The following is a 26,693-nucleotide window of genomic DNA, read 5'->3' on the forward strand; positions in this document are numbered from 1 at the left end:
CATGCCCGAGCTGGTGTTCTTCTCCGGAACGATGGACTGCGGGAAGTCGACGCTGGCTCTCCAGATCGAGCACAACCGCTCCGCGCGCGGTCTCGTCGGCATGATCTTCACGCGCGACGACCGGGCCGGTGAGGGCAAGCTGTCCTCCCGTCTGGGCCTGGTCACCGACGCGGTGGAGGTCGGGGACGGCCAGGACCTGTACGCGTACCTCGTCGACCATCTCTCCCAGGGCCGCCGCGCGGACTACGTGATCGCCGACGAGGCGCAGTTCCTCGCCCCGGAGCAGATAGACCAACTGGCGCGCGTCGTCGACGACCTGGCCGTCGACGTCTATGCCTTCGGCATCACGACCGACTTCCGCTCCAAGCTGTTCCCCGGCTCCCAGCGGCTGGTGGAACTCGCCGACCGGGTCGAGGTCCTCCAGGTCGAGGCCCTGTGCTGGTGCGGAGCCCGTGCCACCCACAACGCGCGCACGGTCGGCGGCGAAATGGTCGTCGAGGGTGCCCAGGTGGTCGTCGGCGACGTCAACCAGTCCATGGACGAGGTCGGCTACGAGGTGCTGTGCCGCCGGCACCACCGGCGCCGTATGACGGCCGCGACGGCGCGTGCGGCGGCACTGTCCCCGGACGTCCTGCCGGTCCCGACGGACTGAGGCGCCCCGCCGGGGCTCAGCGCGGGCTCTGGACCACGGAGAAGACCGCGCCCTCCGGGTCCGCCACCGTCGCCACCCTGCCGTGCTCGGTGTCATGGGCCGGCTTCAGGACCTGGCCACCCAGTTCGGCGACCCGGTGCAGCGTCTCGTCGGTGTCGGCGACCTCGAAGTACGTCAGCCAGTGCGGGCCCCGGTCACGGGGCAGCGCGTTGCCGACGCCGTGGATGCCGGCCACCGGGCGGCCACCGACGTGCAGCGTCACATAGTCGAAGCCGGCGGACACCACCGCCTCCTCCTGGAAGCCGAACACCGTCTTGTAGAACTTGGCGACGCTCGCCGTCTCGAAGGTGAGCAACTCGTTCCAGGAGGGCGTGCCCGGCACACCGGAGACGGCCATGCCGTGGTGCTCCGCCGCCTGCCAGATGCCGAACACCGCCCCCGAGGGGTCGGAGGCGATCAGCAGCCGACCCGCCTCGGCCATGTCCAGGGGGCCCACGCCCACGGTGCCGCCGCACAGCCGTACCGTTTCGGCCATCTGGTCCACGTCGTCCGAGGAGAGGTACGGCGTCCAGGCGATCGGCAGATGGCGGTCCGGCGGCAGCTGACCGATGCCCGCCACCTCCTGCCCGTCGAGCAGAGCCCGCACATAGGGGCCGAGCTGCTGGGGACCGGGCTCGAACTCCCAGCCGAACAGAGCTCCGTAGAACTCCTCGGTCGCGGCCAGCCCGTGTGCCATCAGGGTCACCCAGCAGGGCGTGCCGGGCTCGCGCCGAGTTCGCGTGCCGTTCGGGCCCGCCGACCCCCGTGCCTCGGTCATCGTCACTCTCTCCCCGGCCCCTCGCGGTGGCCGTGTCGCTTCCGCTCTCCGGATCGGTGTGCCGCAGTCACGCGCACGCCCCGTGCCGATGCTCGCACCCTCCGTGACACCACGCGTCGCGGCCGCGCCGTCGCCGTGCGGCGCCGCCGCGAGGATGCCTGCTCTGCCTTTTCTCTCCCGTTTCCGGGTGATTGCCGCCGGGTGTCCATCAGCTGCACAGCATGTGCCCGATCCCGTACGCCTGGTGATCGAGCCTGTCCGGCCGAGCACAGTAGTCGGACCTGGACGATGCGGCCACCCCTGACGTAAGGATGGAGGCCATGAAAGCCATCATCACCGCAACGCGGCTCGCGCACGACTTGACCGGGGACAACCCGCCGGTGCTGCTCGACGTCCGCTGGCAGCTCAGCCTGGCCAAGGCGGCGGGAGCGCCGGCCTTCGACGGCCGGGCCGAGTACGAGGCCGGGCACATCCCCGGCGCGGTCTTCGTCGACCTGGACCGGGAACTCGCCTCGCCCCCGGGCAGAAATGGCCGGCATCCGCTGCCGGACACGGCCGGTTTCGGCGCCGTCATGCGCCGGGCGGGTGTGACCACCGGCAGGCCGGTGGTTGTGTACGACGGCGGTCAGGGCTGGGCCGCGGCCCGTGCCTGGTGGCTGCTGCGCTGGACGGGGCATCCGGATGTGCGGGTCCTGGACGGCGGACTGCCCGCCTGGGAGGGGCCGCTGTCGACGGACGTGTCCACGCCCGCCGAGGGCGACTTCGTGCCCGCGCCGGGCGCCGTCGGGCTGCTGGACGCGGACGGCGCCGCCGCGCTGGCCCGCTCCGGTGTGCTGCTCGACGCACGGGCGGGGGAGCGGTACCGGGGCGACGTGGAGCCGATCGACCGGGTCGGCGGGCACATCCCGGGGGCCGTGTCCGCGCCGACGACCGAGAACGTGACGGCGGACGGGCGGTTCCTGCCCGCGGAGGAGTTGCGGACCCGCTTCAAGTCCCTCGGGGCGTCCGAGGACGCCGAGGTCGGCGTGTACTGCGGCTCGGGTGTCTCGGGGGCGCACGAGGTCCTGGCGCTCGCCGTCGCGGGCATTGACGCGGCGCTGTACGCGGGTTCCTGGTCGGAGTGGTCCTCGGATCCGTCCCGGCCGGTGGCCGTGGGGCCCGACCCCCAGTAGCGGCAGAAGAACCTGACCTCCGGTAGCGGCAGGAGAAGGGGCCCCGCTCGCGAGCGGGGCCCCTTCTGTGCGCGGTCGTACGAGACCGGCCAACTCCTGCTGCTCGACCGGCTACTCCTGCTTCTTGCGGCGCGTCCCGAAGACGATCTCGTCCCAGCTGGGGACGGCCGCCCGGCGGCCGGGGCGGACGCCGTCGGCCTCGGCCTGGCGGTCGGTGGCGCCGATGAGACGGTCGCGGTGGCTGCCGACGGAGCGCGGCATGAGGACGTCCGCGTAGGCGGATCCGGCCGAGGCCGCGGGGGCGGGAGGCTCCTCCGCCTCGGGCTCGGTGACGGGCTCCTCCGGCACCTCCGCCGGGCGCTCCGGGACCACCATGTCGCCCCGGAAGCTCGGCACCGCCTCCAACAGGCTGGTCAGCGAGTCCCGTTCGCCCGCGCTCTCCTCGGCGGGCTCGGACGCCTGCGCCGGCAGACTCGGCCGCTCGCGGTCCACGGAACGGTCCAGCGGGCGATCGCGGGGCAGCCGGGCGATGCGCGGTACGAACGGAAAGCTCGGCTCCGGTACGGCGAGGTCGTCGGACTCGCCGATCAGCGAGCGTGCCTCGTCGTCGACGGCCTGCACGAGCCGCCGGGGCGGGTCGTACGTCCAGCTCGCCGAGTGGGGTTCGCCCGCGACCCGGTAGACCAGCAGGACCTCCCAGGTGCCGTCGTCGCGGCGCCACGAGTCCCACTGCACGGTGTCCTTCTCGGCGCCGCGCAGCAGCAGTCGTTCCTGGACGGCCTCGCCCAGCATGGGACCGGAGTTCTCGCCGGGTCTGCGCACCGGGGTCTTGCGGGCCCGCTCCGCCATGAAGGCGCGCTCGGCGAGCACCGGGCCCTCGAACCGCCGTACGCGGTCCACGGGGATGCCGGCGAGCTGCGCGACCTCTTCCGCGGTCGCGCCCGCACGTATACGCGCCTGGATGTCGCGGGGGCGCAGATGGCTCTCGACCTCGATCTCGATCTGGCCGAGGCGGGGCCGGTCGCCGCGCACGGCGGCGCGCAGCCGCTCGTCGATCGGAAGCGTGTACTCCGTGGAGTCGGCAGCCTTGAGCACCAGCCGTGTGCCGTCATTCGAGACGGCCACGACACGCAGTTCGGGCATGGGGACCTCCCGGGTGGTGCCTGCCGACGTCACGTGCGTCGCTGCTTCCGCTAGTCGAGTGTGGCCTGCCCGGGTGCAGCCTGCCACAACCTTGCCGAGTTGCCTGGCGTGTCGGGCACGGGCCCTGGACCGCCGTTATGGCACGGTTACCTATTCGCAACGCTAAGTGACCAACTCCGTCACCCTGTGCAACTAGCCCCCTCCCGGCGGTCCTGCAGGGCCGCGGACACCCTGACGGGAGGCCCGGCCCAAGGCTCGCAACAGTACTCCATTCGGGCCACGTGCGTGGATTGGCGCGCCGCCCAACTTCTGGCAAGGGACGGGACTTGGTCGTGCGCAAGCGGATTTTCCCGATCATGAACGGGACATGTTCCACACAATTACCGCAAGCGGAATCAATGGTTCCGGGCGTATGCCCTCGTAAGCCTCCCTACGCTCCCAAAACCCGCCGCAAGTAGTCGTTCTGGAACAGTCGTTCCGGGTCGAGCCGCTCCCTGAGGGCGGTGAACTCGCCGAAGCGCGGGTAGACCTCGGCGAAGTACTCGGCGTCCCGGGTGTGCACCTTGCCCCAGTGCGGCCGGCCCTCGTGCGCGGTGAAGATGCGCTCGGCGGCGGTGAAGTACGCCTGATAGGGCGTGCCCTTGAACATGTGGACGGCGATGTAGGCGCTGTCCCGGCCGGAGGCGGTGGACAGGGTGATGTCGTCGGCGGGCGCGGTGCGGACCTCCACCGGGAAGCTGATCCTGAGGGGTGAACGGTCGACCATCGCCCTGAGTTCCCGCAGCGCGTCCACCACCGCCTCGCGCGGGACGGCGAACTCCATCTCCACGAACCGCACCCGGCGCGGCGATGTGTAGACTTTGTACGGGATGTCCGTGTAGGTGCGTGCGGACAGGGCCTTGCTGGAGACCTGGGCGATCGTCGGGATCGCGGCGGGCGCCGCCCGGCCGACCCACTGGGCCACCTGGAACACGCCATTGGAGAGGAACTCGTCCTCGAACCACCCGGCCAGCTGCCCCACCGGCTTCTCCGGGCCCGCGCTGCGGTTGTTGCGCTTCGTGTTGGTGTTGTCGGTGTGCGGAAACCAGTAGAACTCGAAGTGCTCGTTCTCGGCCCAGAGTTCGTCGAACTCGGCGAGCACCCGGTCGAAGGACATCGGTTCCTCGCGGGCCGTCAGCAGGAAGAGCGGCTCCACGGCGAAGGTGATCGCGGTGACGATGCCCAGGGCGCCCAGGCCTATTCGGGCGGCCGCGAAAACGGCGCGTTCTTCTTCGGTCCCCTTCTCCGAGCAACTGAGCACCGAGCCGTCGGCCGTGACCAGCTCCAGGCCCTTGATCTGGGCGGCGATGGAGGCGGAGTCGCGGCCGGTTCCGTGGGTGCCGGTACTGGTGGCCCCGGAGACGGTCTGCTCCATGATGTCGCCCATGTTGGTGAGCGACAGACCCTCGCGCGCCAGAGCCATGTTGAGTCTCTTGAGCGGGGTGCCGGCCCCGACCGTGACGGTCATGGCCTCACGGTCGATGGTGCGGATGCCGGTCAACAGTTGAGGGCGGATCAACACGCCGTCGGTGGCCGCGATGGAGGTGAAGGAGTGCCCGGTGCCGACGGCCTTCACCTTCAGGCCGTCCTCGGCGGCCCGGCGCACGGCCGCGGCCAGCTCCTCCACGGAGGCGGGCGTCACCTCTCTGGCCGGACGGGCGGCGACATTGCCGCCCCAGTTACGCCACGTGCCGTTCTTCCCGCTCGCTGCGGTGCTCAACGGTGCCTCCCCGACCCGCGGCCGGCCTGCTGAGCCGGCGGTACCCGAGGAAACCGACCGCGACCGCGACGGCTCCGGACACGGCCGGAACCCCGTACCCGGCGCGTGCGCCGAACGCGTCGATCACCCAGCCGGCCACGGAGGAACCGACGGCGACCCCGACCGCGAGGCCGGTGCTCACCCAGGTCATCCCCTCGGTGAGCTTCGCGCGAGGTACGTGCTCTTCGATGAGGGACATCGCCGTGATCATCGTCGGCGCGATGGACAGGCCCGCAACGAACAGCGCCACGGCCAGAAGCGGCAAGTTTCCGACCAGTAGGAGGGGGATCATACTCACGGCCATCGCGCATATGCCCAGCAGCCACCGGCGTTCGGGCGCCCCCGCGAAGCGCAGCAGCCCGAACACGGCCCCGGCCAGGCAGGAACCCGCCGCGTACAGCGCCAGGACGACGCTCGCGGCGGCCTTGTGGCCGTGCTCGTCGGCGAAGGCCACGGTGACCACGTCGACCGCCCCGAAGATCGCCCCCGTGGCCACGAAAGTGGCCACCAGCACCTGGAGCCCCGCGGAGCTCAGCGCCGAACCCCCGCCGTGGTGCTCGCGCGGGTGCGGCTCCGGTTCGGTGGCGCGCTGGGCCGTCAGCCAGAAGACACCGGCGGCCAGGAAACAGCCGGCCAGCAGCGGCCCCGCCTCCGGGAACCAGGCCGTGGACAGTCCGATGGAGACGATCGGTCCGAAGACGAAGCAGACCTCGTCCACCACGGACTCGAACGAGTAGGCGGTGTGCAGCTTCGGGGTGCCCCGGTACAGGGCCGCCCAGCGGGACCGGATCATCGCGCCCAGGCTCGGCACGGAGCCGATCCCCGCGGCACAGACGAACAACACCCGGTCCGGCCACCCGTAGTGCGCGGCGACCAGCAGCCCGGCCGCCGCCGCGAGCGCGACCAGCGTCGCCGGGCGCAGCACCCGGCGCTGCCCGTACCGGTCCACCAGCCGCGAGACCTGCGGCCCGACCGCCGCCGCGGCCAGCGCGATGGTGGCCGACAGCGCCCCCGCGAGCCCGTACCGCCCGGTGAGCTGGGAGATCATCGTGACCACGCCGATGCCCATCATCGACAGCGGCATCCTGCCGACGAAGCCCGCGGCGGAGAAGGCCTTGGTGCCTGGAGCGTCGAACAGAGCGCGATAAGGGCTGGGCACGCGGGGCTCCGTAAGGTGTGAAGAGAGTCGTTACAGCTTACGGGTCAGGCGAGCCTGACGCACCGCCCCGAACCGCACTCGTCACCCCGCTGTTTCCCGCCTGTCAGTGCCGGGTGGCAGGATCGGATCCATGCCAGACGCGCTCGATGCCACCCCCTACGACGCCCTGCTCCTGCTCTCCTTCGGCGGCCCGGAAGGCCCGGACGACGTGGTCCCGTTCCTGGAGAACGTGACGCGCGGGCGCGGCATCCCCAAGGAACGCCTCAAGGAAGTCGGGCAGCACTACTTCCTGTTCGGCGGGGCCAGCCCCATCAACGACCAGAACCGCGCCCTGCTGGACGCCCTCCGCAAGGACTTCGCGGAGCACGGCCTGGACCTGCCCGTCTACTGGGGCAACCGCAACTGGGCCCCCTATCTGACGGACACCCTGCGCGAGACGGCCGCCGACGGCCGCCGCCGCATCCTGGTCCTGGCCACCAGCGCCTACGCCTCCTACTCGGGCTGCCGCCAGTACCGCGAGAACCTCGCCGACTCGCTGGCCGTGCTGGAGTCCGAGGGCCTGGAGCTGCCCGAGGTCGACAAGCTGCGGCACTACTTCAACCACCCGGGCTTCGTGCAGCCCATGATCGACGGGGTGCTCGAGTCCCTCGCCGACCTTCCCGACGACGTCCGGGACGGTGCCCACATCGCGTTCACGACCCACTCGATCCCCACCTCCGCCGCGGACACCTCCGGCCGGGTCGAGGACCACGGCGAGGGCGGCGCGTACGTCGAACAGCACCTGGACGTGGCAGAGCTGATCGCCGAGGCCGTCCGCGAGCACACCGGCGTCGACCACCCCTGGCGGCTCGTCTACCAGTCCCGCTCCGGCGCCCCGCACATCCCGTGGCTCGAGCCCGACATCTGTGACCACCTGGAGGAGCTGCACGGAGCCGGGGTGCCGGCCGTCGTCATGGCCCCCATCGGCTTCGTCTCCGACCACATGGAGGTCGTGTACGACCTCGACACCGAGGCGAAGGCCAAGGCCGACGAACTGGGCCTGCCGGTGCGCCGCTCGGCCACCGTCGGCGCCGACCCGCGGTTCGCCGCGGCCGTCCGCGAGCTGATCCTGGAGCGCGCCGCCGCGGAGAAGGGGCAGGAGGTCACGCCGTGCGCCCTGGGTACGCTCGGCGCGAGCCACAACCTCTGCCCGGTCGGCTGCTGCCCGGCCCGCACCCCCCGCCCCGCCGCCGCGGGCGCCGACAGCCCCTACGCATGAGGAGCCCCGTGACCGACGCCCCGCATTCCGACCTGCTGCGGCTGGCGCAGGAGGCCGCCGCCGCCGCGCGGCGCGCTGCTGCGGGACGGCCGCCCGGCCGACCTCGCGGTCGCCGCCACCAAGTCCAGCCCGATCGACATCGTCACCGAGATGGACATCGCGGCGGAGAAGCTGATCACCGACCTGATCGCCGACCACCGCCCCGACGACGGCTTCCTCGGCGAGGAGGGCGCCTCCATCGAGGGCACGAGCGGCATCCGCTGGGTGATCGACCCGCTCGACGGCACGGTCAACTACCTCTACGGTCTGCCCACCTGGGCGGTCTCGATCGCGGCGGAGCAGGACGGGGAGACCGTCGTCGGGGTCGTCGCCGCCCCGATGCGCGGCGAGACGTACCACGCGGTGCGCGGCGCCGGCGCCTGGGCCACCGGCACCTGGGACGGCGAGCGCGGCCTGTCCTGCCGCCCCGCGCCGCCCCTGGAGCAGGCCCTGGTGTCCACCGGCTTCAACTACGTCTCCGAGGTCCGCGCCCACCAGGCCGAGGTCGCCGCGAGGCTGATCCCGCTGCTGCGCGACATCCGGCGCAGCGGCTCGGCCGCGGTCGACCTGTGCGACGTGGCCGCGGGCCGCCTCGACGGCTACTACGAGCGCGGGCTGAACGCCTGGGACTTCGCCGCGGGCGACCTGATCGCCCGGGAGGCGGGCGCGCTGACGGGCGGACGCCCCGGAGAGCGCCCCGCACGCGATCTGACGGTCGCGGGCACACCCGGCGTCTTCGAACCCCTCCAGCGCCTCCTGGAGGACTTCGGCGCCTGGCACGACTGAGCCGCCCGCTCACCCGACTGGGTCGGACGGCCCGTTCGCCGACGGGGCACGCAGGGCGAGGGCCCACTGTGGCGGCTCCCGGTGGGGCCCCGGCGACGGAGGGCCCATGGCTGCCCACGGCAGCCCACGGCACGGGCCCACCAACGCCCACTGCCCCAACGCGTCGGCCGCGAGAGAGCCGTAGGGGGCGCGCCGGTGTCGAGAGGGCATGGGGTCCCCTGCTCGAACGAAGTTGAGAGCTTGGGGGAGCGCGGAGACCCGAAGGGCTGAGCACGATCGCCCTCTCGTCACCGGCTTTGGCGCCCCCGCAGGCGGACGAGCCAAAAAAGGAGACCCCCGGCGCTGGATTCGCCGGGGGTCCCGTTGTCGTGCATACGCGCGATCAGACGCTAGGCGCTGACCTCCACACCGTGTTCGGCGGCGAGGCGGTGCAGGTCGTCGAGCTCTGCCTGCTCCACCTCGACGAGGAAGTCGTCGCCCTCGTCACGAGCCCGCGTGAGGTCGGACTCGGTCGCCTTTATGCGCTGCAGAAGTCCTGCGGTGAATGCGTCCATGCTGCGCCCCCTCGTCCTGGGTCGTGGGTCGGTGGCACGGGGGTGTGCCGTTCGGAAGGGACGATCACGTCTCCTGCGGGTGCCCAGCGCTGCCCTGCTGGGCGGCGACGGTGCCGGACACCCACGCCCGCTCCACGGAAAAGCGGATCGCGATGTACCGCATGGTGTTGCGGCACATGCAGAGCGTGATCGTGGGGTGTAAAGCCGTCCTCCCCCCACTCCCTTCCGCGGAAACCTCAACCGGAGGAGAAAATCTCGCATTCCCGTCCGCCCGGCCCGATCCCTCCGGCCGGCGCCCCCGTCTTACAGCCGACTTATGGCCGAAAAGGGCAGGATGGAGTCACACCCCACGAAGCCCCCTGCCCGCGTGCGCTCACGGAGCGCTACGCGGGTGGACACAGGAAGGACAAGCGACGTGCGCGTACTCGTCGTCGAGGACGAGCAACTGCTCGCCGATGCGGTGGCCACCGGACTGCGCCGGGAGGCCATGGCCGTCGACGTCGTGTACGACGGTGCGGCCGCCCTGGAGCGCATCGGCGTCAACGACTACGACGTGGTCGTCCTCGACCGCGACCTCCCCCTCGTGCACGGTGACGACGTCTGCCGCAAGATCGTGGAGCTCGGCATGCCCACGCGCGTGCTCATGCTGACCGCGTCCGGCGACGTCAGCGACCGCGTCGAGGGCCTGGAGATCGGCGCCGACGACTATCTGCCCAAGCCCTTCGCGTTCAGCGAGCTCATCGCGCGCGTGCGTGCGCTCGGCCGGCGCACCAGCGTCCCGCTGCCGCCCGTCCTGGAGCGTGCCGGCATCAAGCTCGACCCCAACCGCCGCGAGGTCTTCCGCGAGGGCAAGGAGGTCCAGCTGGCGCCCAAGGAGTTCGCGGTCCTGGAGGTGCTGATGCGCAGCGAGGGCGCGGTCGTCTCCGCGGAGCAGCTCCTGGAGAAGGCCTGGGACGAGAACACCGACCCGTTCACCAACGTGGTGCGTGTGACGGTCATGACTCTGCGCCGCAAGCTGGGTGAGCCGCCCGTCATCGTGACCGTCCCCGGCTCCGGCTACCGGATCTGATCCGCCATGGCAGCCGCACCCGCGCCCCCGCAGGCGCCACCGAAACCCACCTGGGACCCCCGGCGGCCGCAGCCCCCGTTCCCCTGGCTGCGCCCGACCATCCGCATACGGCTCACGCTGCTGTACGGCGGCATGTTCCTGATCGCCGGCATCCTGCTGCTGTCGATCATCTATCTGCTGGCCGCGCAGGCCATCACCACCGGGAACGCGCCTCTGTTCAAGATCGTCAGCTTCCAGAAGCTGCAGGTCTCCAGCGACAACTGTCCCGCGATCACCAACACCCTGCAGCTGGCGGACTTCAACGGCGCGATCAGCCGATGCGCCGAAGACCAGCGCCAGGCGGCCCTGGACAACCTGCTCAGCCGCTCCCTGCTGGCCCTGCTGGGCCTCGCCATCATCGCCTTCGCGTTCGGCTATGCGATGGCCGGCCGGGTGCTCTCCCCGCTCGGCCGGATCACCCGCACCGCCCGCGCGGTGGCCGGCTCGGACCTGTCCCGCAGGATCGAGCTGGACGGCCCGGACGACGAGCTGAAGGAGCTCGCGGACACCTTCGACGACATGCTGGAGCGGCTGCAGCGCGCCTTCACCGCCCAGCAGCGCTTCGTCGGGAACGCCTCGCACGAGCTGCGGACCCCGCTCGCGATCAACCGCACGCTCCTGGAAGTGCACCTGTCCGACCCGAACGCGCCCGTGGAGCTGCAGCAGCTCGGGAAGACGCTGCTGGCGACCAACGAGCGCAGCGAGCAGCTCGTGGAGGGTCTGCTGCTGCTCGCCCGCAGCGACAACCAGATCATCGAGCGCAAGCCCGTCGACCTCGCCGAGGTCGCCTCGCAGGCCGTCGACCAAGTGCATGCCGAGGCGGAGGCCAAGGGCGTGCGGATCGAGGGCGAGCGCAAGCCCGCGGTCGTCCAGGGCAACGGAGTCCTGCTGGAGCGGATCGCCCTGAACCTGGTGCAGAACGCGGTGCGCTACAACGTCCCCGAGGACGGCTGGGTGGAGGTCACCACCGAGATCCAGCACGAGCAGGCGGTGCTGACGGTGTCGAACACCGGGCCGGTCGTGCCGGCGTACGAGATCGACAACCTCTTCGAGCCCTTCAGACGGCTCCGTACGGAGCGTACGGGCAGCGACAAGGGTGTCGGCCTCGGCCTGTCGATCGCGCGGTCCGTGGCGCGCGCCCACGGCGGCCACATCGCGGCGCAGCCGCGCGAGGGGGGCGGGCTCGTGATGCGGGTCACTTTGCCGGTGTGATCCACAACTTGTCGCATCTCGACACACGCGGGGGTGTTCGCTTTGCGCGGAATTCTCGCGAGACGGGACGGGCTTCCCCGTGTGTGATCGATCACATGAGCGGTTTTCAGGCCATCTACTCTCCGTGATCATGACTGTGGGCAGAAAGCCGGGAAAATCCGGGTTTTCAGGGGTCTTGATCACGGGAAGTACACGGTGAGACGCCTTTGAGGTGCGGCATCAGGACCGTGTACGGTCCCCATCGCCATCCAAGCCGATCACTCTTGAGGAGTCCGGTTGGGTGTCGATTGAGTAACAGACCTTGATGTGAGGCAAAATCTCCGCCTCGGGTCGGGCACAAGTCCGGCCTCTCACGCGTTACGTGCGCTGGAGACACCGCAGACACCCAGAGGGGGAGAGCGACATGGCAACCGATTACGACACTCCACGCAAGACCGACGACGACGTCGACTCGGACAGTCTCGAAGAGCTGAAGGCCAGGAGGAACGACAAGTCGACCTCCGCGGTGGACGTCGACGAGTTCGAGGCCGCCGAAGGTCTTGAGCTGCCCGGCGCCGACCTCTCGAACGAGGAGCTGGCCGTCCGGGTGCTGCCGAAGCAGCAGGACGAGTTCACCTGCATGAGCTGTTTCCTGGTGCATCACCGCAGCCAGCTGGCCAGGGAGAAGAACGGTCAGCCGATCTGCCGCGACTGCGACTGAGGACGGGTCGGCCGTGACTGGCTCGACCCCTCCCAGGAAGCGCCGCTTCCGTCCGACGGGAGCGGACCAGGGGCCGTCCGACGGCCCGATCGGTGCGCGTGACGACGAGCGGGGCTCATCCGGCAAGGGAGCCTCGCTCGAACCGGTGGCCGACCGGGGTGACCTCCCGGCGTCGGCCGAGGTGCCCGCGCCCGTCGCGAGGCGGCGGGTCGCGGTCATCCGGGACAAGGCCTGGGAGATGGCCCGGGAAGGCGCCCGTAAGGGCGGCAGCCGCGCCAAGGCGGGCCTTGGGTACCTCGCGGACCGGATCATCGAGATCGCCCCGCGGATTCCCGTACGTGACCTCGCCACGCTGCGCAGACAGTTCCCGGGCCTCGGACCCGAGGAACTGGCGGACAGGCTCGTGGCGGGCGCGGCCTACGGGACCTCGACCGTCGGGGCCGGGATCGGGGCCGCGGCGATGCTTCCGGTGCCGCCCGCCATGCCGACCGAGCTGGCCGCGGAGATCACCGGGGTCGCGGCGATCGAGCTGAAGCTCATCGCCGAGCTGCACGAGGTCTACGGCGTACGGCCGCCGGGCAGCCTCAAGGACCGCAGTACCGCGTATCTGTCCTCCTGGTCGGGGGAGCGCGGGATCCAGATGCTGAGGCCGTCGACGTACGACCGCGCCCTCGGCGGCCAGATGAAGCGTGAGCTGCGTCAGCAGATCATGAAGCGGATGGTGCGCGACCTGCCCAATCTGATGCCGTTCATGGTCGGCGCGGCGGTCGGTGCGGTCATGAACCGTAGGGACACCAGGAGACTCGCGGCACGGATCCGTGCGGACCTGCGCAAGGTCCAGGTCCCGTGGGAGGCCCTGGCCGAACTGCCCCCGCTGGAGGCGCCTGAGCATCCGCTGACGATGGGGGACATCACCAAGGAACTGGGGCGCTGAGCGCCCTGTCCCGCCGTGCCGGGCGCCCAGTCCCACCGTTGTGCGCCCCGCCCCGCCACCTCCTGCCACACGCCTCCGTGGGAGGCCTACGCCGTCGTTTCCCCGCGTGCCGCCTCGATGGCCGCCGCCAGGCGCTCCGGCTCCCGTGTGGACAGGTACAGGTACGGCGTCGGGTCGTCCGGGTCGGTGACCTCGACCCGCAGGGCCCCGGGGATGTAGGCGCGCAGGAGGAGGAAGGCGCGGGTGTCGGCCTTGTACGTGCGCCAGGCACGGGCCTCCTCCGGGTCCAGGATCTCCGACTTGCCCAGGGCCGACACCGGGATCTTGGCCTCGCCGGCGATCAGGGAGTCGCCCACGACACGGATACGGAGCGAGCCGTACGAGCTGGCGACCACCGCGGCCGCCGCCGTGCCGCCCGCCAGGCCGCCCAGTGCCGGCAACGGGCCGAACGGGAGCAGGATCAGGGCGAACGAGACCCCGACCAGGAAGCTGATCAGCCACCAGGAGCGGGGGGCGGTGAGGCGTTCTTCGTAGGGGCTGGCGGAGAGCTGCATGGAGCCAAGCTTGGCACGGTGTCCGGGTACCGCCGACGCGCGGGTAAGGTCTGCGCCTGTGAGTGGTAGTTCCGCAGGTCTCAAGCCTCCCGCCGATGCCGTGAAGCCGGTGCGGCACCCCGATGCCCCCGCGCCCGGTGAGCCGCTCGGCGCGCATTACGAACAGTGTTTCGGCTGTGGCCACGGGCAGTCGCACGGACTGCATCTGGAGGCGCGGGCCGGCGAGGGCGTGTCCCTCACGGCCGAGTTCACGGTGCAGCCCGCCCACCAGGGCGCGCCCGGCCTCGCGCACGGCGGGGTGCTGGCCACCGCCCTCGACGAGACCCTCGGTTCGCTCAACTGGCTGCTGCGGACCATCGCCGTCACCGGTCGGCTGGAGACGGACTTCGTGCGGCCCGTGCCGGTGGGGACGACGCTGCATCTGGAGGCCGAGGTGACCGCCGTCGCCGGGCGGAAGATCTACTCCACGGGCACCGGCCGGATCGGCGGCCCGGACGGGCCCGTCGCCGTCCGCGCCGACGCCCTCTTCATCGAGGTCGACGTCGATCACTTCGTCAAGAACGGCCGCGAGGAGGAGATCCAGGCGGCCATGAGCGACCCGGACCAGATCCGGCGCGCTCGTGCCTTCGAGGTGAACCCGTGAGCCGTGAATCCGTGAGCCGTGAATCCGTGAGCCGTGAATCCGTGAGCCGTGAACCCCTGAGCGTGCTGATCCGCCGCGTCGCCCCCGACGTACCGCTTCCGGTGTACGAGCACCCCGGTGACGCGGGAGCCGACCTGCGGACGACTCAGGGCTGCGACTTGAAGCCGGGGGAGCGGGCCGTCCTGCCCACGGGAGTGTCTGTCGCCCTCCCGGAGGGGTACGCGGCGTTCGTGCACCCCCGATCCGGTCTCGCGGCCCGCTGCGGTGTCGCCCTCGTGAATGCCCCGGGGACGGTGGATGCCGGGTACCGTGGGGAGATCAAGGTGATCGTGGTGAATCTCGACCCGCGCGAGTCCGTGCGGTTCGAGCGCTTCGACCGGATTGCCCAACTGGTCGTCCAGCAGGTCGAGAGGGTCCGCTTCCAGGAGGTCGCGGAGCTTCCCGGTTCTGCACGGGCCGAGGGGGGCTTCGGGTCCACCGGCGGTCATGCCGCGGTGGGCGACGTGAGCGGCACAAACGGTCAGACCGTCGAAGGCGGTCAGACGGGTGGGAATCGATACGCTTCGGCCGTATCCGACCGGGAAGGACAGTGACGTGTTCGGACGTCGCAACAAGAAGGGTGCCGCCGAGGACGCGGCCGGCGAGGCCGAGCAGGTCGTCGACAACGTCGACACCGAGGCGGACGAGGAAGAGGGCGAGCGCGAGCGCGTACGCCTGGAGCCGAAGCCCCGGCCCGACGGGCCGTGGGACGACTCCGAGGTGCGTGACCCGGGCGAGGGGCGGGTGGACCTCGGCGGTCTGCTCGTGCCCGGCGTCGAGGGCATGGAGCTGCGGGTCGAGGTCGCGGGCGACGCGATCGTCGCGGCGACGGTCGTGCTGCGCGACAGCGCGGTCCAGCTGCAGGCCTTCGCCGCGCCCAAGCGCGAGGGCATCTGGGGCGAGGTGCGCGAGGAGATCGCGACCGGCATCACCCAGCAGGGCGGCATCGTGGACGAGGTCGAGGGTCCGCTGGGCTGGGAGCTGCGCGCCCAGGTGCCGGTGCAGCTGCCCGACGGCACGGGTGGCTTCCAGGTCGTGCGGTTCGTGGGTGTGGACGGCCCGCGCTGGTTCCTGCGCGGTGTGATCTCCGGCCAGGGCGCGGTGCAGCCGCAGGCGGCCGGTCTGCTCGAGCAGATCTTCCGGGACACGGTCGTGGTCCGCGGCGAGGGGCCGATGGCGCCCCGCGACCCGATCGTCCTCAAGCTGCCGAACGACGCCCAGATGGTCCCCGAGGGTGTCCAGCAGGAGGAGTCCTCACGCTTCTCCGGCGGCATGGGCCAGCTCCAGCGCGGCCCGGAGATCACCGAGGTCCGCTAGGCGCTGCGCTCGGCTTGGCGGTTCAGGGGCCGTACCCCGGTGCCGGGTGCGGCCCTTTGGCGTGCCGTCGTCAAACTCCCGTCGACCCGGCGGTCGACGACGTGAGTCAGACGCCAGGACGTGGGCGCTGCGCGCGGCTGAGCGGTTCAGGGCCGTGCCCGCGTGACATGGGTCGGCTGCAGCGCGGCCCGGAGATCACCGAGGTCTGCTAGGCGCTGCGCTCGGCTTGGCGGTTCAGGGGCCGTACCCCGAGTCGGGTGCGGCCCTTTCGCCTGCCGTCGCCAGGCTCCCGTCTGCCCCGCGACGCCCTGCGCGCTCCCCCGAGCTCTTCGCGTCGGCTGTGCTCGGGCGGGGGCCCTGACGCTGCTGGGCCCGTCCCGCGGGCGACTGGACCTGGGTGCCGGGCTCGGCTGAGGCATTCAGGGCCGTATTCCGATGTCGGGTGCGGTCCTTTCGTATGCGTGACCCCTTGACGGGTGAATGGTCTGTACCTACGGTCTCCGGCCAGCGCCTGTGTTCATGAAGGCGCCCCATGTTCATGTATGAGAACGGAGTCCCCGTGCGTCGAACCGCACTGCCCGCAGTTGTGGCCTCCCTGCTGCTGGGCGGCTTAATGGCACCCGCCGCCCGCTCCGCCCCTACCGCCCCCAGCACCTTCGTCCATCCCGGAGTCACCGTCTCCAAGGGTCAGTTGGACTTCGCCCGCGACAAGGTCCTGGCCGGTGCCCAGCCCTGGAAGGGCGCTTACGACCGGATGCTGGCCAGCAAGTACGCCGACCTGAACCGCACCCCGAAACCCCGCGCCACCGTGGAGTGCGGCTCCTACTCCAACCCCGACCACGGCTGTACCGACGAGCGCGAGGACGCGGTCGCCGCGTACACCGACGCCCTCGCCTGGTACATCACCCGGGACGCCCGCTACGCCCAGAAGGCCATCCAGATCATGGACGCCTGGTCGGGCACGATCACCCGTCACACCAACAGCAACGCGCCCCTGCAGACCGGCTGGGCGGGCTCCTCCTGGCCCAAGGCCGCCGAGATCATCAAGTACACCTACACGGGCGGCTGGGCCAACCAGGGCCGCTTCGCGACCATGCTCCGCAACGTCTACCTCCCGGTCCTCATCAAGGGCTCCAACTCCAACGGCAACTGGGAGCTGTCGATGATGGAGGCCGCCGTCGGCATCTCCGTCTTCCTGGACGACAAGACGTCGTACGACATGGCCATGGCCAAGTTCCGCACCCGCGCGGCCGCCTACGTCTATCTGTCCTCCGACGGCTCCGTGCCGAAGACCGTGCCCAGCCAGCACCTCGACACCACCGCCAAGATCGTCGCCTACTGGCAGGGCCAGTCCACCTTCGTCACCGGGCTCACCCAGGAGACCTGCCGGGACTTCGTGCACACCGGCTACGGCATCTCCGCGATCTCGCACATCGCCGAGACCAGCCGGATCCAGGGCCAGGACCTGTACGGCACCGACGTCGGCGAGCGGCTGCGGCAGGCGCTCGGGTTCCAGTCCAAGTACCAGCTGGGCACGGCCGCCCCCAGCTGGCTGTGCGGCGGGTCGCTCAAGCTCGGGCTCGGGCCGGTCACCGAGGTCGGCTACAACGCCCTGCACAACCGTCTAGGCATCGCCATGACCGACACCCAGGCGCTGACCCTCAACAACCGCCCGGCGGGCAGCAACAACCTCTTCGTTGCCTGGGAGACCCTCACCCACGGAGACAACCCCGGCTGACAGCCCCTCCGGCGAACCCGTTGAACGGCCGGGCGTCCGGCGGTGATACCGGCGCCCGTCCACGGGGGAGGCGACATGAGTCAGGTGGTCACCAAGACCATCGTGCGCGTCGAGAACGTCCTGCCCAGCGGCCCGGCGAGCTGTCCGGCGGCCGGCAGCAGCGCCGACCGGGCGCTGGAACCGGGCGATGGGGAGATCGTCGAGCACTGAGCGCGCATCAGGGCAGCCCGTCAGGGTTGCGTCAAAGATGCCCGCTGCCGGGCCCCGTGCCCCATTGGCCGGGATTGTTGGCCGTAAGGTCGACGCTGCGTATGCGGCAGTAACCGGAAGACAATGGGGCCATGGCACGCGGCAAGCTTCGGATCTACCTCGGCGCGGCACCGGGCGTGGGCAAGACCTACGCGATGCTGTCCGAGGCGCACCGGCGTGTCGAGCGGGGCACCGACTGTGTGGTGGCCTTCGTGGAGCACTACGGTCGGCCGCGCACCGAGGTGATGCTGCACGGCCTGGAGCAGATCCCGCGCAGGGAGCTGGAGTACCGCGGCGCCGTCTTCACCGAGATGGACGTCGACGCCGTCCTGCGCCGCGCGCCCGCCGTCGCCCTGGTGGACGAACTCGCCCACACCAACGTCCCGGGCTCGCGCAACGCCAAGCGCTGGCAGGACGTCGAGGAACTGCTCGCCGCCGGCATCGACGTGATCTCGACCGTCAACATCCAGCACCTGGAGTCGCTCGGTGATGTCGTCGAGTCGATCACGGGTGTACCGCAGCGGGAGACCGTGCCGGACGAGGTCGTACGGCGGACGGACCAGATCGAACTTGTCGACATGTCGCCGCAGGCGCTGCGCCGGCGGATGGCGCACGGCAACATCTACCAGCCCGACAAGGTCGACGCGGCCCTGTCCAACTACTTCCGGCCGGGCAACCTGACCGCGCTGCGCGAGCTGGCGCTGCTGTGGGTGGCCGACCGGGTCGACGAGTACCTCAAGCAGTACCGCAGCGAGCACCAGGTCTCGGCGATCTGGGGCTCCCGGGAGCGGATCGTCGTCGGCCTGACCGGAGGCCCCGAGGGGCGCACGCTGATCCGCCGGGCCGCCCGCCTCGCCGAGAAGGGCGCCGGCGGCGAGGTGCTCGCCGTCTACATAGCCCGCAGCGACGGCCTGACCTCGGCCTCCCCGAAGGAACTTGCCGTCCAGCGCACCCTCGTCGAGGACCTCGGTGGCACTTTCCACCACGTCGTCGGCGACGACATACCCACCGCCCTGCTCGACTTCGCGCGCGGGGTCAACGCCACCCAGATAGTTCTCGGCTCCTCGCGCCGCAAGGCCTGGCAGTACGTCTTCGGGCCCGGCGTCGGCGCCACGGTCGCCCGCGAGTCCGGACCCGACCTCGACGTCCACATCGTCACCCACGGAGAGGTGGCCAAGGGCCGCGGACTGCCCGTGGCCCGGGGCGCACGGCTCGGGCGCGCCCGGATCATCTGGGGCTGGGCCGTGGGACTGGCGGGCCCCGCCGTCATGGCGGTGCTGCTGACCACCGTCAACCTCGGCCTCGCCAACGACATGCTCCTGTTCTTGACCCTCACGGTCGCGGCGGCCCTGCTCGGCGGGCTCCTGCCGGCCCTGGCCTCGGCGGCCTTCGGATCACTGCTGCTGAACTACTTCTACACACCGCCGCTGCACCGGCTGACGATCGCCGACCCGAAGAACATCGTCGCCATAGTGATCTTCTTCGGGGTCGCGGTGTCCGTCGCGTCGGTGGTCGACCTCGCGGCCCGGCGTACCCATCAGGCGGCCCGGCTGCGCGCCGAGTCGGAGATCCTCTCCTTCCTGGCCGGCAATGTGCTGCGCGGCGAGACCAGCTTGGAGGAACTGCTGGAGCGGGTCCGGGAGACCTTCGGGATGGAGTCGGCGGCCCTGCTGGAGCGGGCCGGCGAGACCGAGCCCTGGACCTGCGCCGGCCGCGCCGGATTCGGGCCCACGTTGGAGCGGCCGGAGGACGCCGACGTCGACATGCCGGTCGGGGACCACCTGGCACTCGCGCTGACCGGCCGGGTGCTGCCCGCCGAGGACCGCAGGGTGCTGGCCGCCTTCGCCGCGCAGGCCGCCGTCGCGCTGGACCGCAGGCGCCTCCAGGAGGAGGCCGACCGGGCCCGCACGCTGGCCGAGGGCAACCGCATCCGCACGGCACTGCTGGCCGCCGTCAGCCACGACCTCCGTACGCCCCTGGCCGGTATCAAGGCGGCCGTCTCCTCGCTGCGCTCCGACGACGTGGCCTGGTCCGAGGAGGACCAGGCGGAGCTCCTGGAGGGCATCGAGGAGGGCGCCGACCGGCTCGACCACCTGGTGGGCAACCTGCTCGACATGTCCCGGCTGCAGACCGGGACGGTCACCCCGATCATCCGCGAGATAGACCTCGACGAGGTCGTGCCGATGGCGCTGGGCGGCGTACCGGAGGGCAGCGTGGACCTGGACATCCCCGAGAGCCTGGCGATGGTCGCCGTCGACGCCGGGCTCCTCGAGCGCGCGGTGGCCAACCTGGTGGAGAACGCCGTCAAGTACAGCCCGCCGGACCGGCCCGTGCTCGTCTCCGGCAGCGCCATCGCCGACCGGGTCGAGGTGCGCGTCGTGGACCGGGGGCCCGGCGTCCCGGACTCGGCCAAGGAGCGCATCTTCGAACCCTTCCAGCGCTACGGCGACGCCCCGCGCGGGGCCGGGGTCGGCCTCGGCCTGGCGGTCGCGCGCGGCTTCGCCGAGGCCATGGGCGGCACCCTCGACGCCGAGGACACGCCCGGCGGCGGTCTCACCATGGTCCTGAGCCTGCGTGCGGCCGGATCCCGTACCGGACAGCTCACTCCCGTACCACCGGAAAGGCAGGTCACATGACCCGGGTGCTCGTGGTCGACGACGAGCCGCAGATCGTGCGCGCCCTCGTGATCAACCTCAAGGCACGCCAGTACGAGGTGGACGCGGCCGCCGACGGCCGCACCGCCCTCGAACTCGCCGCCTCCCGCCACCCCGACGCGGTGGTCCTGGACCTGGGCCTGCCCGACATGGACGGCGTCGAGGTGATCAGGGGCCTGCGCGGCTGGACCCGGGTGCCGATCCTGGTCCTGTCGGCCCGGCACACCTCGGACGAGAAGGTCGAGGCGCTCGACGCCGGTGCCGACGACTACGTGACCAAGCCCTTCGGTATGGACGAACTGCTGGCCCGGCTGCGGGCCGCCGTGCGCCGGGCCGAACCGGTCGCCGGGGGCGGTGAGGACGACGTGCTGGTGGAGACCGAGGGGTTCACGGTCGACCTGGTCGCGAAGAAGGTCAACCGGGCCGGGAAGGACGTACGGCTGACTCCGACCGAGTGGCATCTCCTGGAGGTGCTGGTGCACAACACCGGCCGCCTGGTCAGCCAGAAGCAGCTGCTGCAGGAGGTGTGGGGGCCGTCGTACGGGACCGAGTCCAACTATCTGCGCGTGTACATGGCCCAGCTGCGCCGCAAGCTGGAGGCGGACCCCTCGCACCCCAAGCACTTCATCACGGAGCCGGGGATGGGGTATCGGTTTGAAAGGTGAGCTGCGGGGCGGCCGGGGGTCCCGGGGGTTGTGCCCCGGGGGAATGCAGCGTCACGGTGCCGGGGATGGGGTATCGGTTCGAGAGGTGAGCCGCGGGGCGGCCGGGGAGTATCGGTTGAGCCGGGGCGGCGCGGGTCCGGGGCGCGGGGCCGCGGGTGCGTGGCCGTCAGTGCTCACCGGTACGCTTCAGATATGAGTGCTGTTCCTCGTTCCGAAAAGCCGGTGGGCCGGTTCCGGCGCATGCTCGACCGGCTTTCCTCGTCCCAGGAGGACCTGGAGTCCGAGGAGCTGCGGGAGGACGCCGACATCGCGGGCTGTATCCGGATCGGCGATTGCCACGACCGGCAGATCGTCACGGTTACTGGTACCTTGCGCACGGTCACCCTGCGGCCGCGCGCCGGAGTGCCGGCCCTGGAGGCCGAGCTGTTCGACGGCTCCGCCGCCCTGGACGTGGTGTGGCTCGGCAGGCGCTCCATCGTGGGGATAGAACCGGGGCGCAAGCTGATCGCGTCGGGCCGGATCTCGATGAGCCGGGGCCGCCGCGTGTTGTTCAACCCCAAGTACGAACTGAGACCCCTCGGACGGGAGTAGCCCGTGACGTCACTCGACAAGCCGACCGAAGACACCACTCAGCAGGACGAGGCCCGGGCGGTCACCGAGGCCGCGCTGTTCGAGGCGTTCGGCGGTGTCCGGGGCATGGTCGAGACGGTCCTGCCCGGCCTTCTCTTCGTCACGATCTTCACGATCAACAAGGATCTGCACTGGTCCGCGATCGCCGCGCTGGCCGTGTCGCTCGTCCTGGTCGTGGTCCGGCTGGCGATGAAGGACACCGTCAAGCACGCCTTCAGCGGTGTCTTCGGCGTCGCCTTCGGTGTGGTCTTCGCGATGTTCACCGGCAACGCCAAGGACTTCTACCTCCCCGGCATGCTCTACACGCTGGGCCTGGCGCTGGCGTACATCATCACGACCCTCGCGGGCGTTCCCCTGATCGGGCTGATCCTCGGCCCGGTCTTCAAGGAGAACCTCTCCTGGCGCACCCGCAACCCCGGCCGCAAGAAGGCCTACGCCAAGGCGAGTTGGGCCTGGGGCCTGATCCTGCTCGCCAAGTGCGCGATCCTCTTCCCGCTCTACTGGTGGGCGAACACCGCTCAGCTCGGCTGGGTCCTGGTCGCCCTCAAGATCCCGCCCTTCCTGCTCGCCGTCTGGCTGACCTGGGTCTTCCTGGCGAAGGCGCCCGCGCCGATCGATGTCTTCGCGGAGATGGAGGCGGAGGAGAAGGCCGAGGAGGAGCGCAGGGCGGCACTGACGGCGGAGCGGGGCGAGACGACGGGCGGACGACACCGCCGGGACGGGTAGTTCCGCACAGTTCGCCCACCCCACGGAGTTCACGTACTTCGCATACGACGACGGGGGCGCCCGGAGATCGATCTCCGGGCGCCCCCGTCGTGGTACCCCTCGAACCCCAGCCGTTGTCAGCCGTTCTCCCGCCGGACCGACAGCAGGTCCTCCAACTGCTCCTCCCGGGCCTGTGCGGCCACGAAGAGGAGTTCGTCGCCCGCTTCCAGGGAGTCGTCCCTGGAAGGGGTGAGGACGCGGGTGCCGCGGATGATCGTGACCAGCGAGGTGTCCTCGGGCCACTCGACGTCGCCGACCTGGGTGCCGGCCAGGGCCGACTCCTCCGGCAGGGTCAGCTCCACGAGGTTGGCGTCGCCGTGGCTGAAGCGCAGCAGGCGGACCAGATCGCCGACGCTCACCGCCTCCTCGACCAGGGCGGACATCAGACGCGGCGTGGAGACGGCGACATCGACACCCCAGGACTCGTTGAACAGCCACTCGTTCTTGGGGTTGTTCACCCGGGCCACGACACGCGGGACGCCGTACTCCGTCTTCGCGAGCAGGGAGACGACCAGGTTGACCTTGTCGTCGCCGGTCGCGGCGATCACCACGTTGCAGCGCTGGAGCGCCGCCTCGTCCAGGGACGTGATCTCACAGGCGTCGGCCAGCAGCCACTCCGCCTGCGGGACGCGCTCGACCGAGATGGCGGTCGGCGCCTTGTCGATGAGCAGGACCTCGTGGCCGTTCTCCAGCAGTTCGCCGGCGATCGAACGGCCGACCGCGCCGGCACCGGCAATGGCGACCCTCATCAGTGACCGCCCTCCTCTTCGGGGCCCCCGGCGAACGCCGCCTCGACCTTCTCGACGTCGTCCGTCCGCATCATCACGTGCACGAGGTCGCCCTCCTGCAGCACCGTCTGCGAGGTGGGCAGGATGGCCTCGCCGAGGCGGGTCAGGAACGCCACGCGGACGCCCGTCTCCTCCTGCAGCTTGCTGATCTTGTGGCCGACCCACTTCGCGGAGGCGTGCACCTCGGCGAGCTGGACGCCGCCGGTGGGGTCGCGCCACAGCGGCTCCGCCCCGGAGGGCAGCAGCCTGCGCAGCATCTGGTCGGCGGTCCAGCGGACCGTCGCCACGGTGGGGATGCCCAGGCGCTGGTAGACCTCCGCGCGGCGGGGGTCGTAGATACGGGCCGCGACGTTCTCCACACCGAACATCTCGCGGGCCACGCGCGCGGAGATGATGTTCGAGTTGTCGCCGCTGGAGACGGCGGCGAAGGCGCCCGCCTCCTCGATGCCGGCCTCGCGCAGGGTGTCCTGGTCGAAGCCGACGCCGGTGACCCGGCGCCCGCCGAATCCCGGGCCCAGCCGACGGAAGGCCGTGGGGTCCTGGTCGATCACGGCGACCGTGTGGCCCTGTTGTTCCAGGGTCTGGGCAAGAGCGGAGCCCACTCTTCCGCAGCCCATGATGACGATGTGCACGGTCTTTACCCCGCACTCCTCGGTAGGCCGCTGACTTGCGTGAACGCAGTGCTCATATCCTTCTCTCGGCTCGCCGGGGCAACGGGTCGGGGGACCTGTTTCGCGGTCCACCGGGCAACATCATGCCGGGGAATCGCCTCAGTGATCCCCCGCGGGTACGGATCGCTGCCCGTGTGTGCCCAAGTCCACCGTAACGGCACGGACCGACAGCCCGGCCGGTGCCTCCAGGGAGCCTGGACCGCGCGGGTGAGGGCCCGGCCGACCGCCCGGCGCGCGGAGCCGGGTCCGGGTCCGGGTCCGGACCCGGGTTCAGAAGCGGGACTCGGCCGGACACCCGGACGGCCGCCGGACCGCCCGGCGCCGAGTGATGCTGCGCACGCTGCACAGGGTGAGGATTCCGAGGCCGACGACGGCGGACGCGGCACCGATGAGCTCTGCGATCGTGGGCATGGGACCTCCGGGGTCGGCGACAGGCGGCGTCTGTCATCTAGACACGGTGATCGCCCCGGCCATGGAATCCGCAGTTCCAGTCGTGGCTGTTTTCACTCTTGAGGCAGATCGGTGGACGCGCTGAGGCAGATCGGTGGACGCGGGTGGGCGACAGCCAGTTCGAAGGCTTAGCATTCTCTGTCGTGTCCAAACTGACCGACGTGCCCAAACGGATCCTGATCGGGCGCGCTCTGCGCAGCGACCGGCTGGGCGAAACGCTCCTGCCCAAGCGCATCGCACTCCCCGTCTTCGCCTCCGACCCGCTGTCCTCCGTGGCCTACGCCCCGGGAGAGGTGCTGCTGGTCCTGTCCATCGCGGGCGTGTCGGCGTACCACTTCAGCCCCTGGATCGCGGTCGCGGTCGTCGTGCTGATGTTCACCGTGGTCGCCTCGTACCGGCAGAACGTCCACGCCTACCCGAGCGGCGGCGGCGACTACGAGGTGGCCACGACCAACCTCGGGCCCAAGGCGGGCCTCACCGTCGCCAGCGCGCTGCTCGTCGACTACGTCCTCACCGTCGCCGTCTCCATCGCCTCCGGCATCGAGAACCTGGGCTCCGCGGTGCCCTTCGTCGTCCAGCACAAGGTACTCTGCGCGTGCGCGGTGATCGTGCTGCTGACGCTGATGAACCTGCGCGGTGTGAAGGAGTCGGGCAAGCTCTTCGCGATCCCGACGTATGTGTTCGTCGGCGGCGTCTTCATCATGATCGCGTGGGGCGCGTTCCGCGGCCTGGTGCTCGGCGACACCATGCGCGCGCCGACCGCCGACTACCACATCAAGGCGGAGCACCAGGGCCTGGCGGGCTTCGCCCTCGTCTTCCTGCTGCTGCGCGCCTTCTCCTCCGGCTGTGCCGCGCTCACCGGCGTCGAGGCGATCTCCAACGGCGTTCCCGCCTTCCGCAAGCCCAAGTCCAAGAACGCGGCGACCACGCTCGCGATGATGGGCCTGCTGGCCGTGACCATGTTCTGCGGCATCATCGCCCTCGCCATGTCGACCAAGGTCCGCATGGCCGAGAACCCGGCCGGCGACCTGATCCACAACGGCGTCCCGATCGGTTCCGGCTATGTCCAGAACCCGGTGATCTCCCAGGTCGCCGAGGCCGTGTTCGGCAAGGGCAGCTTCCTGTTCATCCTGCTCGCGGCCGCCACCGCCCTGGTGCTGTTCCTGGCGGCGAACACCGCGTACAACGGCTTCCCGCTCCTCGGCTCGATCCTCGCCCAGGACCGCTACCTCCCGCGCCAGCTGCACACCCGAGGCGACCGCCTCGCCTTCTCCAACGGCATCGTGCTGCTCGCGGGCGCGGCGGCCCTGCTGGTCGTGATCTACGGCGCCGACTCGACCCGGCTGATCCAGCTGTACATCGTCGGCGTGTTCGTGTCCTTCACCCTCAGCCAGACGGGCATGGTCCGGCACTGGAACCGCCACCTCGCCGTCGAGAAGGACCAGGCGAAGCGCCGCCACATGGTCCGCTCCCGCGCGATCAACACCTTCGGTGCCTTCTTCACCGGCCTGGTCCTGGTCGTCGTCCTCGTCACCAAGTTCACGCACGGCGCCTGGGTGGCCCTGCTGGGCATGGTCATCTTCTACGCGACGATGACCGCGATCCGCCGCCACTACGACCGTGTGTCCGATGAGATCGCCGCCCCCGAGGGCCCGAGCGACGACAGCGTGCGGCCCTCCCGCGTCCACTCCGTCGTCCTCATCTCCAAGATCCACCGCCCCACCCTGCGCGCCCTGGCCTACGCCAAGCTGATGCGCTCCGACACTCTGGAGGCGCTCACCGTCAACGTCGACCCGGCGGAGACGAAGGCGCTGCGCGAGGAGTGGGAGCGGCGCGGCATCGACGTGCCCCTGAAGGTGCTCGACTCGCCGTACCGCGAGATCACGCGCCCGATCATCGAGTACGTCAAGGGCCTGCGCGCGGAGTCCCCGCGCGACGCGGTCTCGGTGATCATCCCGGAGTACGTGGTCGGCCACTGGTACGAGCATCTGCTGCACAACCAGAGCGCCCTGCGGCTCAAGGGCCGTCTCCTGTTCACCCCGGGCGTCATGGTCACCTCGGTGCCGTACCAGCTGGAGTCCTCCGAGGCCGCCAAGATCCGGGCCCGTAAGCGCCAGGAGTGGAACGCGCCGGGTGCGGTGCGCCGCGGTCCCGCCCAGCAGCGGCCGAAGGAGCCGACCGCCGGGAACTGAGTGGTG

At 70.8% G+C, this 26,693-nt stretch carries 26 protein-coding genes and 1 pseudogene; 18 read left to right on the forward strand and 9 right to left on the reverse strand.

Annotated features, from left to right (window positions below; all coding sequences use genetic code 11):
• Position 1: 1 nt before the first annotated feature.
• Positions 2 to 652, forward strand: a complete 651-nt coding sequence (locus N8I87_RS30260) for a thymidine kinase (RefSeq protein ID WP_263213477.1) — start codon at positions 2 to 4, stop codon at positions 650 to 652.
• Between the two features lie 16 nt (positions 653 to 668).
• Here N8I87_RS30260 and N8I87_RS30265 read toward each other — a convergent pair whose 3' ends face one another.
• Positions 669 to 1,469, reverse strand: coding sequence for a VOC family protein (locus tag N8I87_RS30265; RefSeq protein ID WP_263213479.1), 801 nt, complete (start codon positions 1,467 to 1,469; stop codon positions 669 to 671).
• 320 nt (positions 1,470 to 1,789) lie between these two features.
• Here N8I87_RS30265 and N8I87_RS30270 point away from each other — a divergent pair, with 320 nt between their 5' ends.
• Positions 1,790 to 2,641 carry a sulfurtransferase gene (locus N8I87_RS30270; protein ID WP_263213481.1) on the forward strand — a complete coding sequence of 284 codons (852 nt, stop codon included), beginning with the start codon at positions 1,790 to 1,792 and terminating at the stop codon, positions 2,639 to 2,641.
• Positions 2,642 to 2,752: 111 nt separating this feature from the next.
• Here N8I87_RS30270 and sepH read toward each other — a convergent pair whose 3' ends face one another.
• The 3 genes from sepH to N8I87_RS30285 all read right to left on the reverse strand — a co-directional run bounded on the left by sepH (position 2,753) and on the right by N8I87_RS30285 (position 6,741).
• On the reverse strand, positions 2,753 to 3,784 hold the full coding sequence (sepH, locus tag N8I87_RS30275) for a septation protein SepH (RefSeq protein ID WP_263213482.1): 1,032 nt from the start codon (positions 3,782 to 3,784) through the stop codon (positions 2,753 to 2,755).
• Positions 3,785 to 4,214: 430 nt separating this feature from the next.
• The gene (locus N8I87_RS30280) at positions 4,215 to 5,543 is read right to left on the reverse strand and encodes a D-arabinono-1,4-lactone oxidase (protein WP_263213484.1); all 1,329 of its coding nucleotides are present in this window, start codon (positions 5,541 to 5,543) and stop codon (positions 4,215 to 4,217) included.
• Positions 5,503 to 6,741 carry an MFS transporter gene (locus N8I87_RS30285; RefSeq protein WP_263213485.1) on the reverse strand — a complete coding sequence of 413 codons (1,239 nt, stop codon included), beginning with the start codon at positions 6,739 to 6,741 and terminating at the stop codon, positions 5,503 to 5,505. The genes N8I87_RS30280 and N8I87_RS30285 overlap by 41 nt, the downstream gene beginning before the upstream one ends.
• 130 nt (positions 6,742 to 6,871) lie before the next feature.
• Here N8I87_RS30285 and N8I87_RS30290 point away from each other — a divergent pair, with 130 nt between their 5' ends.
• Both N8I87_RS30290 and N8I87_RS30295 read left to right on the forward strand, forming a co-directional pair.
• Positions 6,872 to 7,999 carry a ferrochelatase gene (locus N8I87_RS30290; protein WP_263213486.1) on the forward strand — a complete coding sequence of 376 codons (1,128 nt, stop codon included), beginning with the start codon at positions 6,872 to 6,874 and terminating at the stop codon, positions 7,997 to 7,999.
• Between the two features lie 8 nt (positions 8,000 to 8,007).
• A pseudogene (locus tag N8I87_RS30295) lies at positions 8,008 to 8,824 on the forward strand (inositol monophosphatase family protein).
• A 389-nt stretch (positions 8,825 to 9,213) separates the two neighbouring features.
• On the opposite strand, the gene N8I87_RS30300 reads toward N8I87_RS30295, so the two are convergent.
• Positions 9,214 to 9,378 (reverse strand): hypothetical protein, encoded by a 165-nt coding sequence (locus N8I87_RS30300; RefSeq protein WP_263213488.1) that lies wholly within the window; start codon positions 9,376 to 9,378, stop codon positions 9,214 to 9,216.
• Between the two features lie 415 nt (positions 9,379 to 9,793).
• Between N8I87_RS30300 and N8I87_RS30305 the strand changes: the two genes are divergently transcribed.
• From N8I87_RS30305 to N8I87_RS30320, 4 genes are all read left to right on the forward strand, one after another.
• Positions 9,794 to 10,447, forward strand: coding sequence for a response regulator transcription factor (locus N8I87_RS30305; protein ID WP_055494404.1), 654 nt, complete (start codon positions 9,794 to 9,796; stop codon positions 10,445 to 10,447).
• Between the two features lie 6 nt (positions 10,448 to 10,453).
• Positions 10,454 to 11,698 (forward strand): sensor histidine kinase, encoded by a 1,245-nt coding sequence (locus tag N8I87_RS30310; RefSeq protein WP_263213490.1) that lies wholly within the window; start codon positions 10,454 to 10,456, stop codon positions 11,696 to 11,698.
• Between the two features lie 403 nt (positions 11,699 to 12,101).
• Positions 12,102 to 12,398 carry a DUF4193 domain-containing protein gene (locus N8I87_RS30315; RefSeq protein ID WP_005481602.1) on the forward strand — a complete coding sequence of 99 codons (297 nt, stop codon included), beginning with the start codon at positions 12,102 to 12,104 and terminating at the stop codon, positions 12,396 to 12,398.
• A gap of 13 nt (positions 12,399 to 12,411) precedes the next feature.
• Positions 12,412 to 13,332: a hypothetical protein gene (locus tag N8I87_RS30320; RefSeq protein WP_263213494.1), complete on the forward strand. Its 921-nt coding sequence runs from the start codon at positions 12,412 to 12,414 to the stop codon at positions 13,330 to 13,332.
• 86 nt (positions 13,333 to 13,418) lie between these two features.
• Here the strand turns inward: N8I87_RS30320 and N8I87_RS30325 are convergent, their stop codons facing one another.
• Positions 13,419 to 13,886, reverse strand: a complete 468-nt coding sequence (locus tag N8I87_RS30325; RefSeq protein ID WP_263213496.1) for a DUF3093 domain-containing protein — start codon at positions 13,884 to 13,886, stop codon at positions 13,419 to 13,421.
• Positions 13,887 to 13,944: 58 nt separating this feature from the next.
• Here N8I87_RS30325 and N8I87_RS30330 point away from each other — a divergent pair, with 58 nt between their 5' ends.
• The 9 genes from N8I87_RS30330 (at position 13,945) to N8I87_RS30370 (ending at position 22,547) form a co-directional block, all read left to right on the forward strand.
• The gene (locus N8I87_RS30330) at positions 13,945 to 14,529 is read left to right on the forward strand and encodes a PaaI family thioesterase (RefSeq protein ID WP_263213498.1); all 585 of its coding nucleotides are present in this window, start codon (positions 13,945 to 13,947) and stop codon (positions 14,527 to 14,529) included.
• A gap of 41 nt (positions 14,530 to 14,570) precedes the next feature.
• A complete protein-coding gene (gene dut / locus N8I87_RS30335; protein WP_263213500.1) occupies positions 14,571 to 15,122 on the forward strand; it encodes a dUTP diphosphatase in 552 nt (183 codons plus the stop codon).
• A 1-nt stretch (position 15,123) separates the two neighbouring features.
• Positions 15,124 to 15,885: a DUF3710 domain-containing protein gene (locus tag N8I87_RS30340; protein ID WP_263213502.1), complete on the forward strand. Its 762-nt coding sequence runs from the start codon at positions 15,124 to 15,126 to the stop codon at positions 15,883 to 15,885.
• A 538-nt stretch (positions 15,886 to 16,423) separates the two neighbouring features.
• Complete coding sequence (locus N8I87_RS30345; protein ID WP_411577394.1) at positions 16,424 to 17,623, forward strand: alginate lyase family protein; 1,200 nt, start codon at positions 16,424 to 16,426, stop codon at positions 17,621 to 17,623.
• A gap of 75 nt (positions 17,624 to 17,698) precedes the next feature.
• Positions 17,699 to 17,833 carry a hypothetical protein gene (locus N8I87_RS30350; protein ID WP_263213503.1) on the forward strand — a complete coding sequence of 45 codons (135 nt, stop codon included), beginning with the start codon at positions 17,699 to 17,701 and terminating at the stop codon, positions 17,831 to 17,833.
• Positions 17,834 to 17,964: 131 nt separating this feature from the next.
• Positions 17,965 to 20,508 carry a sensor histidine kinase gene (locus N8I87_RS30355; RefSeq protein WP_263213505.1) on the forward strand — a complete coding sequence of 848 codons (2,544 nt, stop codon included), beginning with the start codon at positions 17,965 to 17,967 and terminating at the stop codon, positions 20,506 to 20,508.
• Positions 20,505 to 21,191 (forward strand): response regulator, encoded by a 687-nt coding sequence (locus N8I87_RS30360; RefSeq protein WP_263213507.1) that lies wholly within the window; start codon positions 20,505 to 20,507, stop codon positions 21,189 to 21,191. The genes N8I87_RS30355 and N8I87_RS30360 overlap by 4 nt, the downstream gene beginning before the upstream one ends.
• Positions 21,192 to 21,383: 192 nt before the next feature.
• Positions 21,384 to 21,782: an OB-fold nucleic acid binding domain-containing protein gene (locus tag N8I87_RS30365; RefSeq protein WP_263213508.1), complete on the forward strand. Its 399-nt coding sequence runs from the start codon at positions 21,384 to 21,386 to the stop codon at positions 21,780 to 21,782.
• 3 nt (positions 21,783 to 21,785) lie between these two features.
• A complete protein-coding gene (locus N8I87_RS30370; protein ID WP_263213510.1) occupies positions 21,786 to 22,547 on the forward strand; it encodes a DUF3159 domain-containing protein in 762 nt (253 codons plus the stop codon).
• A 116-nt stretch (positions 22,548 to 22,663) separates the two neighbouring features.
• Here the strand turns inward: N8I87_RS30370 and N8I87_RS30375 are convergent, their stop codons facing one another.
• From N8I87_RS30375 to N8I87_RS30385, 3 genes are all read right to left on the reverse strand, one after another.
• On the reverse strand, positions 22,664 to 23,335 hold the full coding sequence (locus N8I87_RS30375) for a potassium channel family protein (RefSeq protein ID WP_263213512.1): 672 nt from the start codon (positions 23,333 to 23,335) through the stop codon (positions 22,664 to 22,666).
• Positions 23,335 to 24,006 (reverse strand): potassium channel family protein, encoded by a 672-nt coding sequence (locus N8I87_RS30380; protein ID WP_189305041.1) that lies wholly within the window; start codon positions 24,004 to 24,006, stop codon positions 23,335 to 23,337. The genes N8I87_RS30375 and N8I87_RS30380 overlap by 1 nt, the downstream gene beginning before the upstream one ends.
• Positions 24,007 to 24,315: 309 nt before the next feature.
• Positions 24,316 to 24,456, reverse strand: a complete 141-nt coding sequence (locus N8I87_RS30385) for a hypothetical protein (protein ID WP_263216992.1) — start codon at positions 24,454 to 24,456, stop codon at positions 24,316 to 24,318.
• A 182-nt stretch (positions 24,457 to 24,638) separates the two neighbouring features.
• Between N8I87_RS30385 and N8I87_RS30390 the strand changes: the two genes are divergently transcribed.
• On the forward strand, positions 24,639 to 26,687 hold the full coding sequence (locus tag N8I87_RS30390; protein ID WP_263213514.1) for an APC family permease: 2,049 nt from the start codon (positions 24,639 to 24,641) through the stop codon (positions 26,685 to 26,687).
• Positions 26,688 to 26,693: the final 6 nt, after the last annotated feature.

Origin of the sequence: Streptomyces sp. HUAS 15-9 (assembly GCF_025642155.1) — a bacterium.
Lineage (GTDB): Bacteria > Actinomycetota > Actinomycetes > Streptomycetales > Streptomycetaceae > Streptomyces.

Bases quoted from the DNA above. Each gene is read 5' to 3' on its own strand.
- N8I87_RS30260 (WP_263213477.1), top strand. From the start codon at position 2: ATGCCCGAGCTGGTGTTCTTCTCCGGAACGATGGACTGCGGGAAGTCG.
- N8I87_RS30265 (WP_263213479.1), bottom strand. From the start codon at position 1,469: ATGACCGAGGCACGGGGGTCGGCGGGCCCGAACGGCACGCGAACTCGG.
- N8I87_RS30270 (WP_263213481.1), top strand. From the start codon at position 1,790: ATGAAAGCCATCATCACCGCAACGCGGCTCGCGCACGACTTGACCGGG.
- sepH (WP_263213482.1), bottom strand. From the start codon at position 3,784: ATGCCCGAACTGCGTGTCGTGGCCGTCTCGAATGACGGCACACGGCTG.
- N8I87_RS30290 (WP_263213486.1), top strand. From the start codon at position 6,872: ATGCCAGACGCGCTCGATGCCACCCCCTACGACGCCCTGCTCCTGCTC.
- N8I87_RS30300 (WP_263213488.1), bottom strand. From the start codon at position 9,378: ATGGACGCATTCACCGCAGGACTTCTGCAGCGCATAAAGGCGACCGAG.
- N8I87_RS30310 (WP_263213490.1), top strand. From the start codon at position 10,454: ATGGCAGCCGCACCCGCGCCCCCGCAGGCGCCACCGAAACCCACCTGG.
- N8I87_RS30315 (WP_005481602.1), top strand. From the start codon at position 12,102: ATGGCAACCGATTACGACACTCCACGCAAGACCGACGACGACGTCGAC.
- N8I87_RS30325 (WP_263213496.1), bottom strand. From the start codon at position 13,886: ATGCAGCTCTCCGCCAGCCCCTACGAAGAACGCCTCACCGCCCCCCGC.
- N8I87_RS30345 (WP_411577394.1), top strand. From the start codon at position 16,424: ATGTATGAGAACGGAGTCCCCGTGCGTCGAACCGCACTGCCCGCAGTT.
- N8I87_RS30350 (WP_263213503.1), top strand. From the start codon at position 17,699: ATGAGTCAGGTGGTCACCAAGACCATCGTGCGCGTCGAGAACGTCCTG.
- N8I87_RS30355 (WP_263213505.1), top strand. From the start codon at position 17,965: ATGGCACGCGGCAAGCTTCGGATCTACCTCGGCGCGGCACCGGGCGTG.
- N8I87_RS30360 (WP_263213507.1), top strand. From the start codon at position 20,505: ATGACCCGGGTGCTCGTGGTCGACGACGAGCCGCAGATCGTGCGCGCC.
- N8I87_RS30365 (WP_263213508.1), top strand. From the start codon at position 21,384: ATGAGTGCTGTTCCTCGTTCCGAAAAGCCGGTGGGCCGGTTCCGGCGC.
- N8I87_RS30375 (WP_263213512.1), bottom strand. From the start codon at position 23,335: ATGAGGGTCGCCATTGCCGGTGCCGGCGCGGTCGGCCGTTCGATCGCC.
- N8I87_RS30385 (WP_263216992.1), bottom strand. From the start codon at position 24,456: ATGCCCACGATCGCAGAGCTCATCGGTGCCGCGTCCGCCGTCGTCGGC.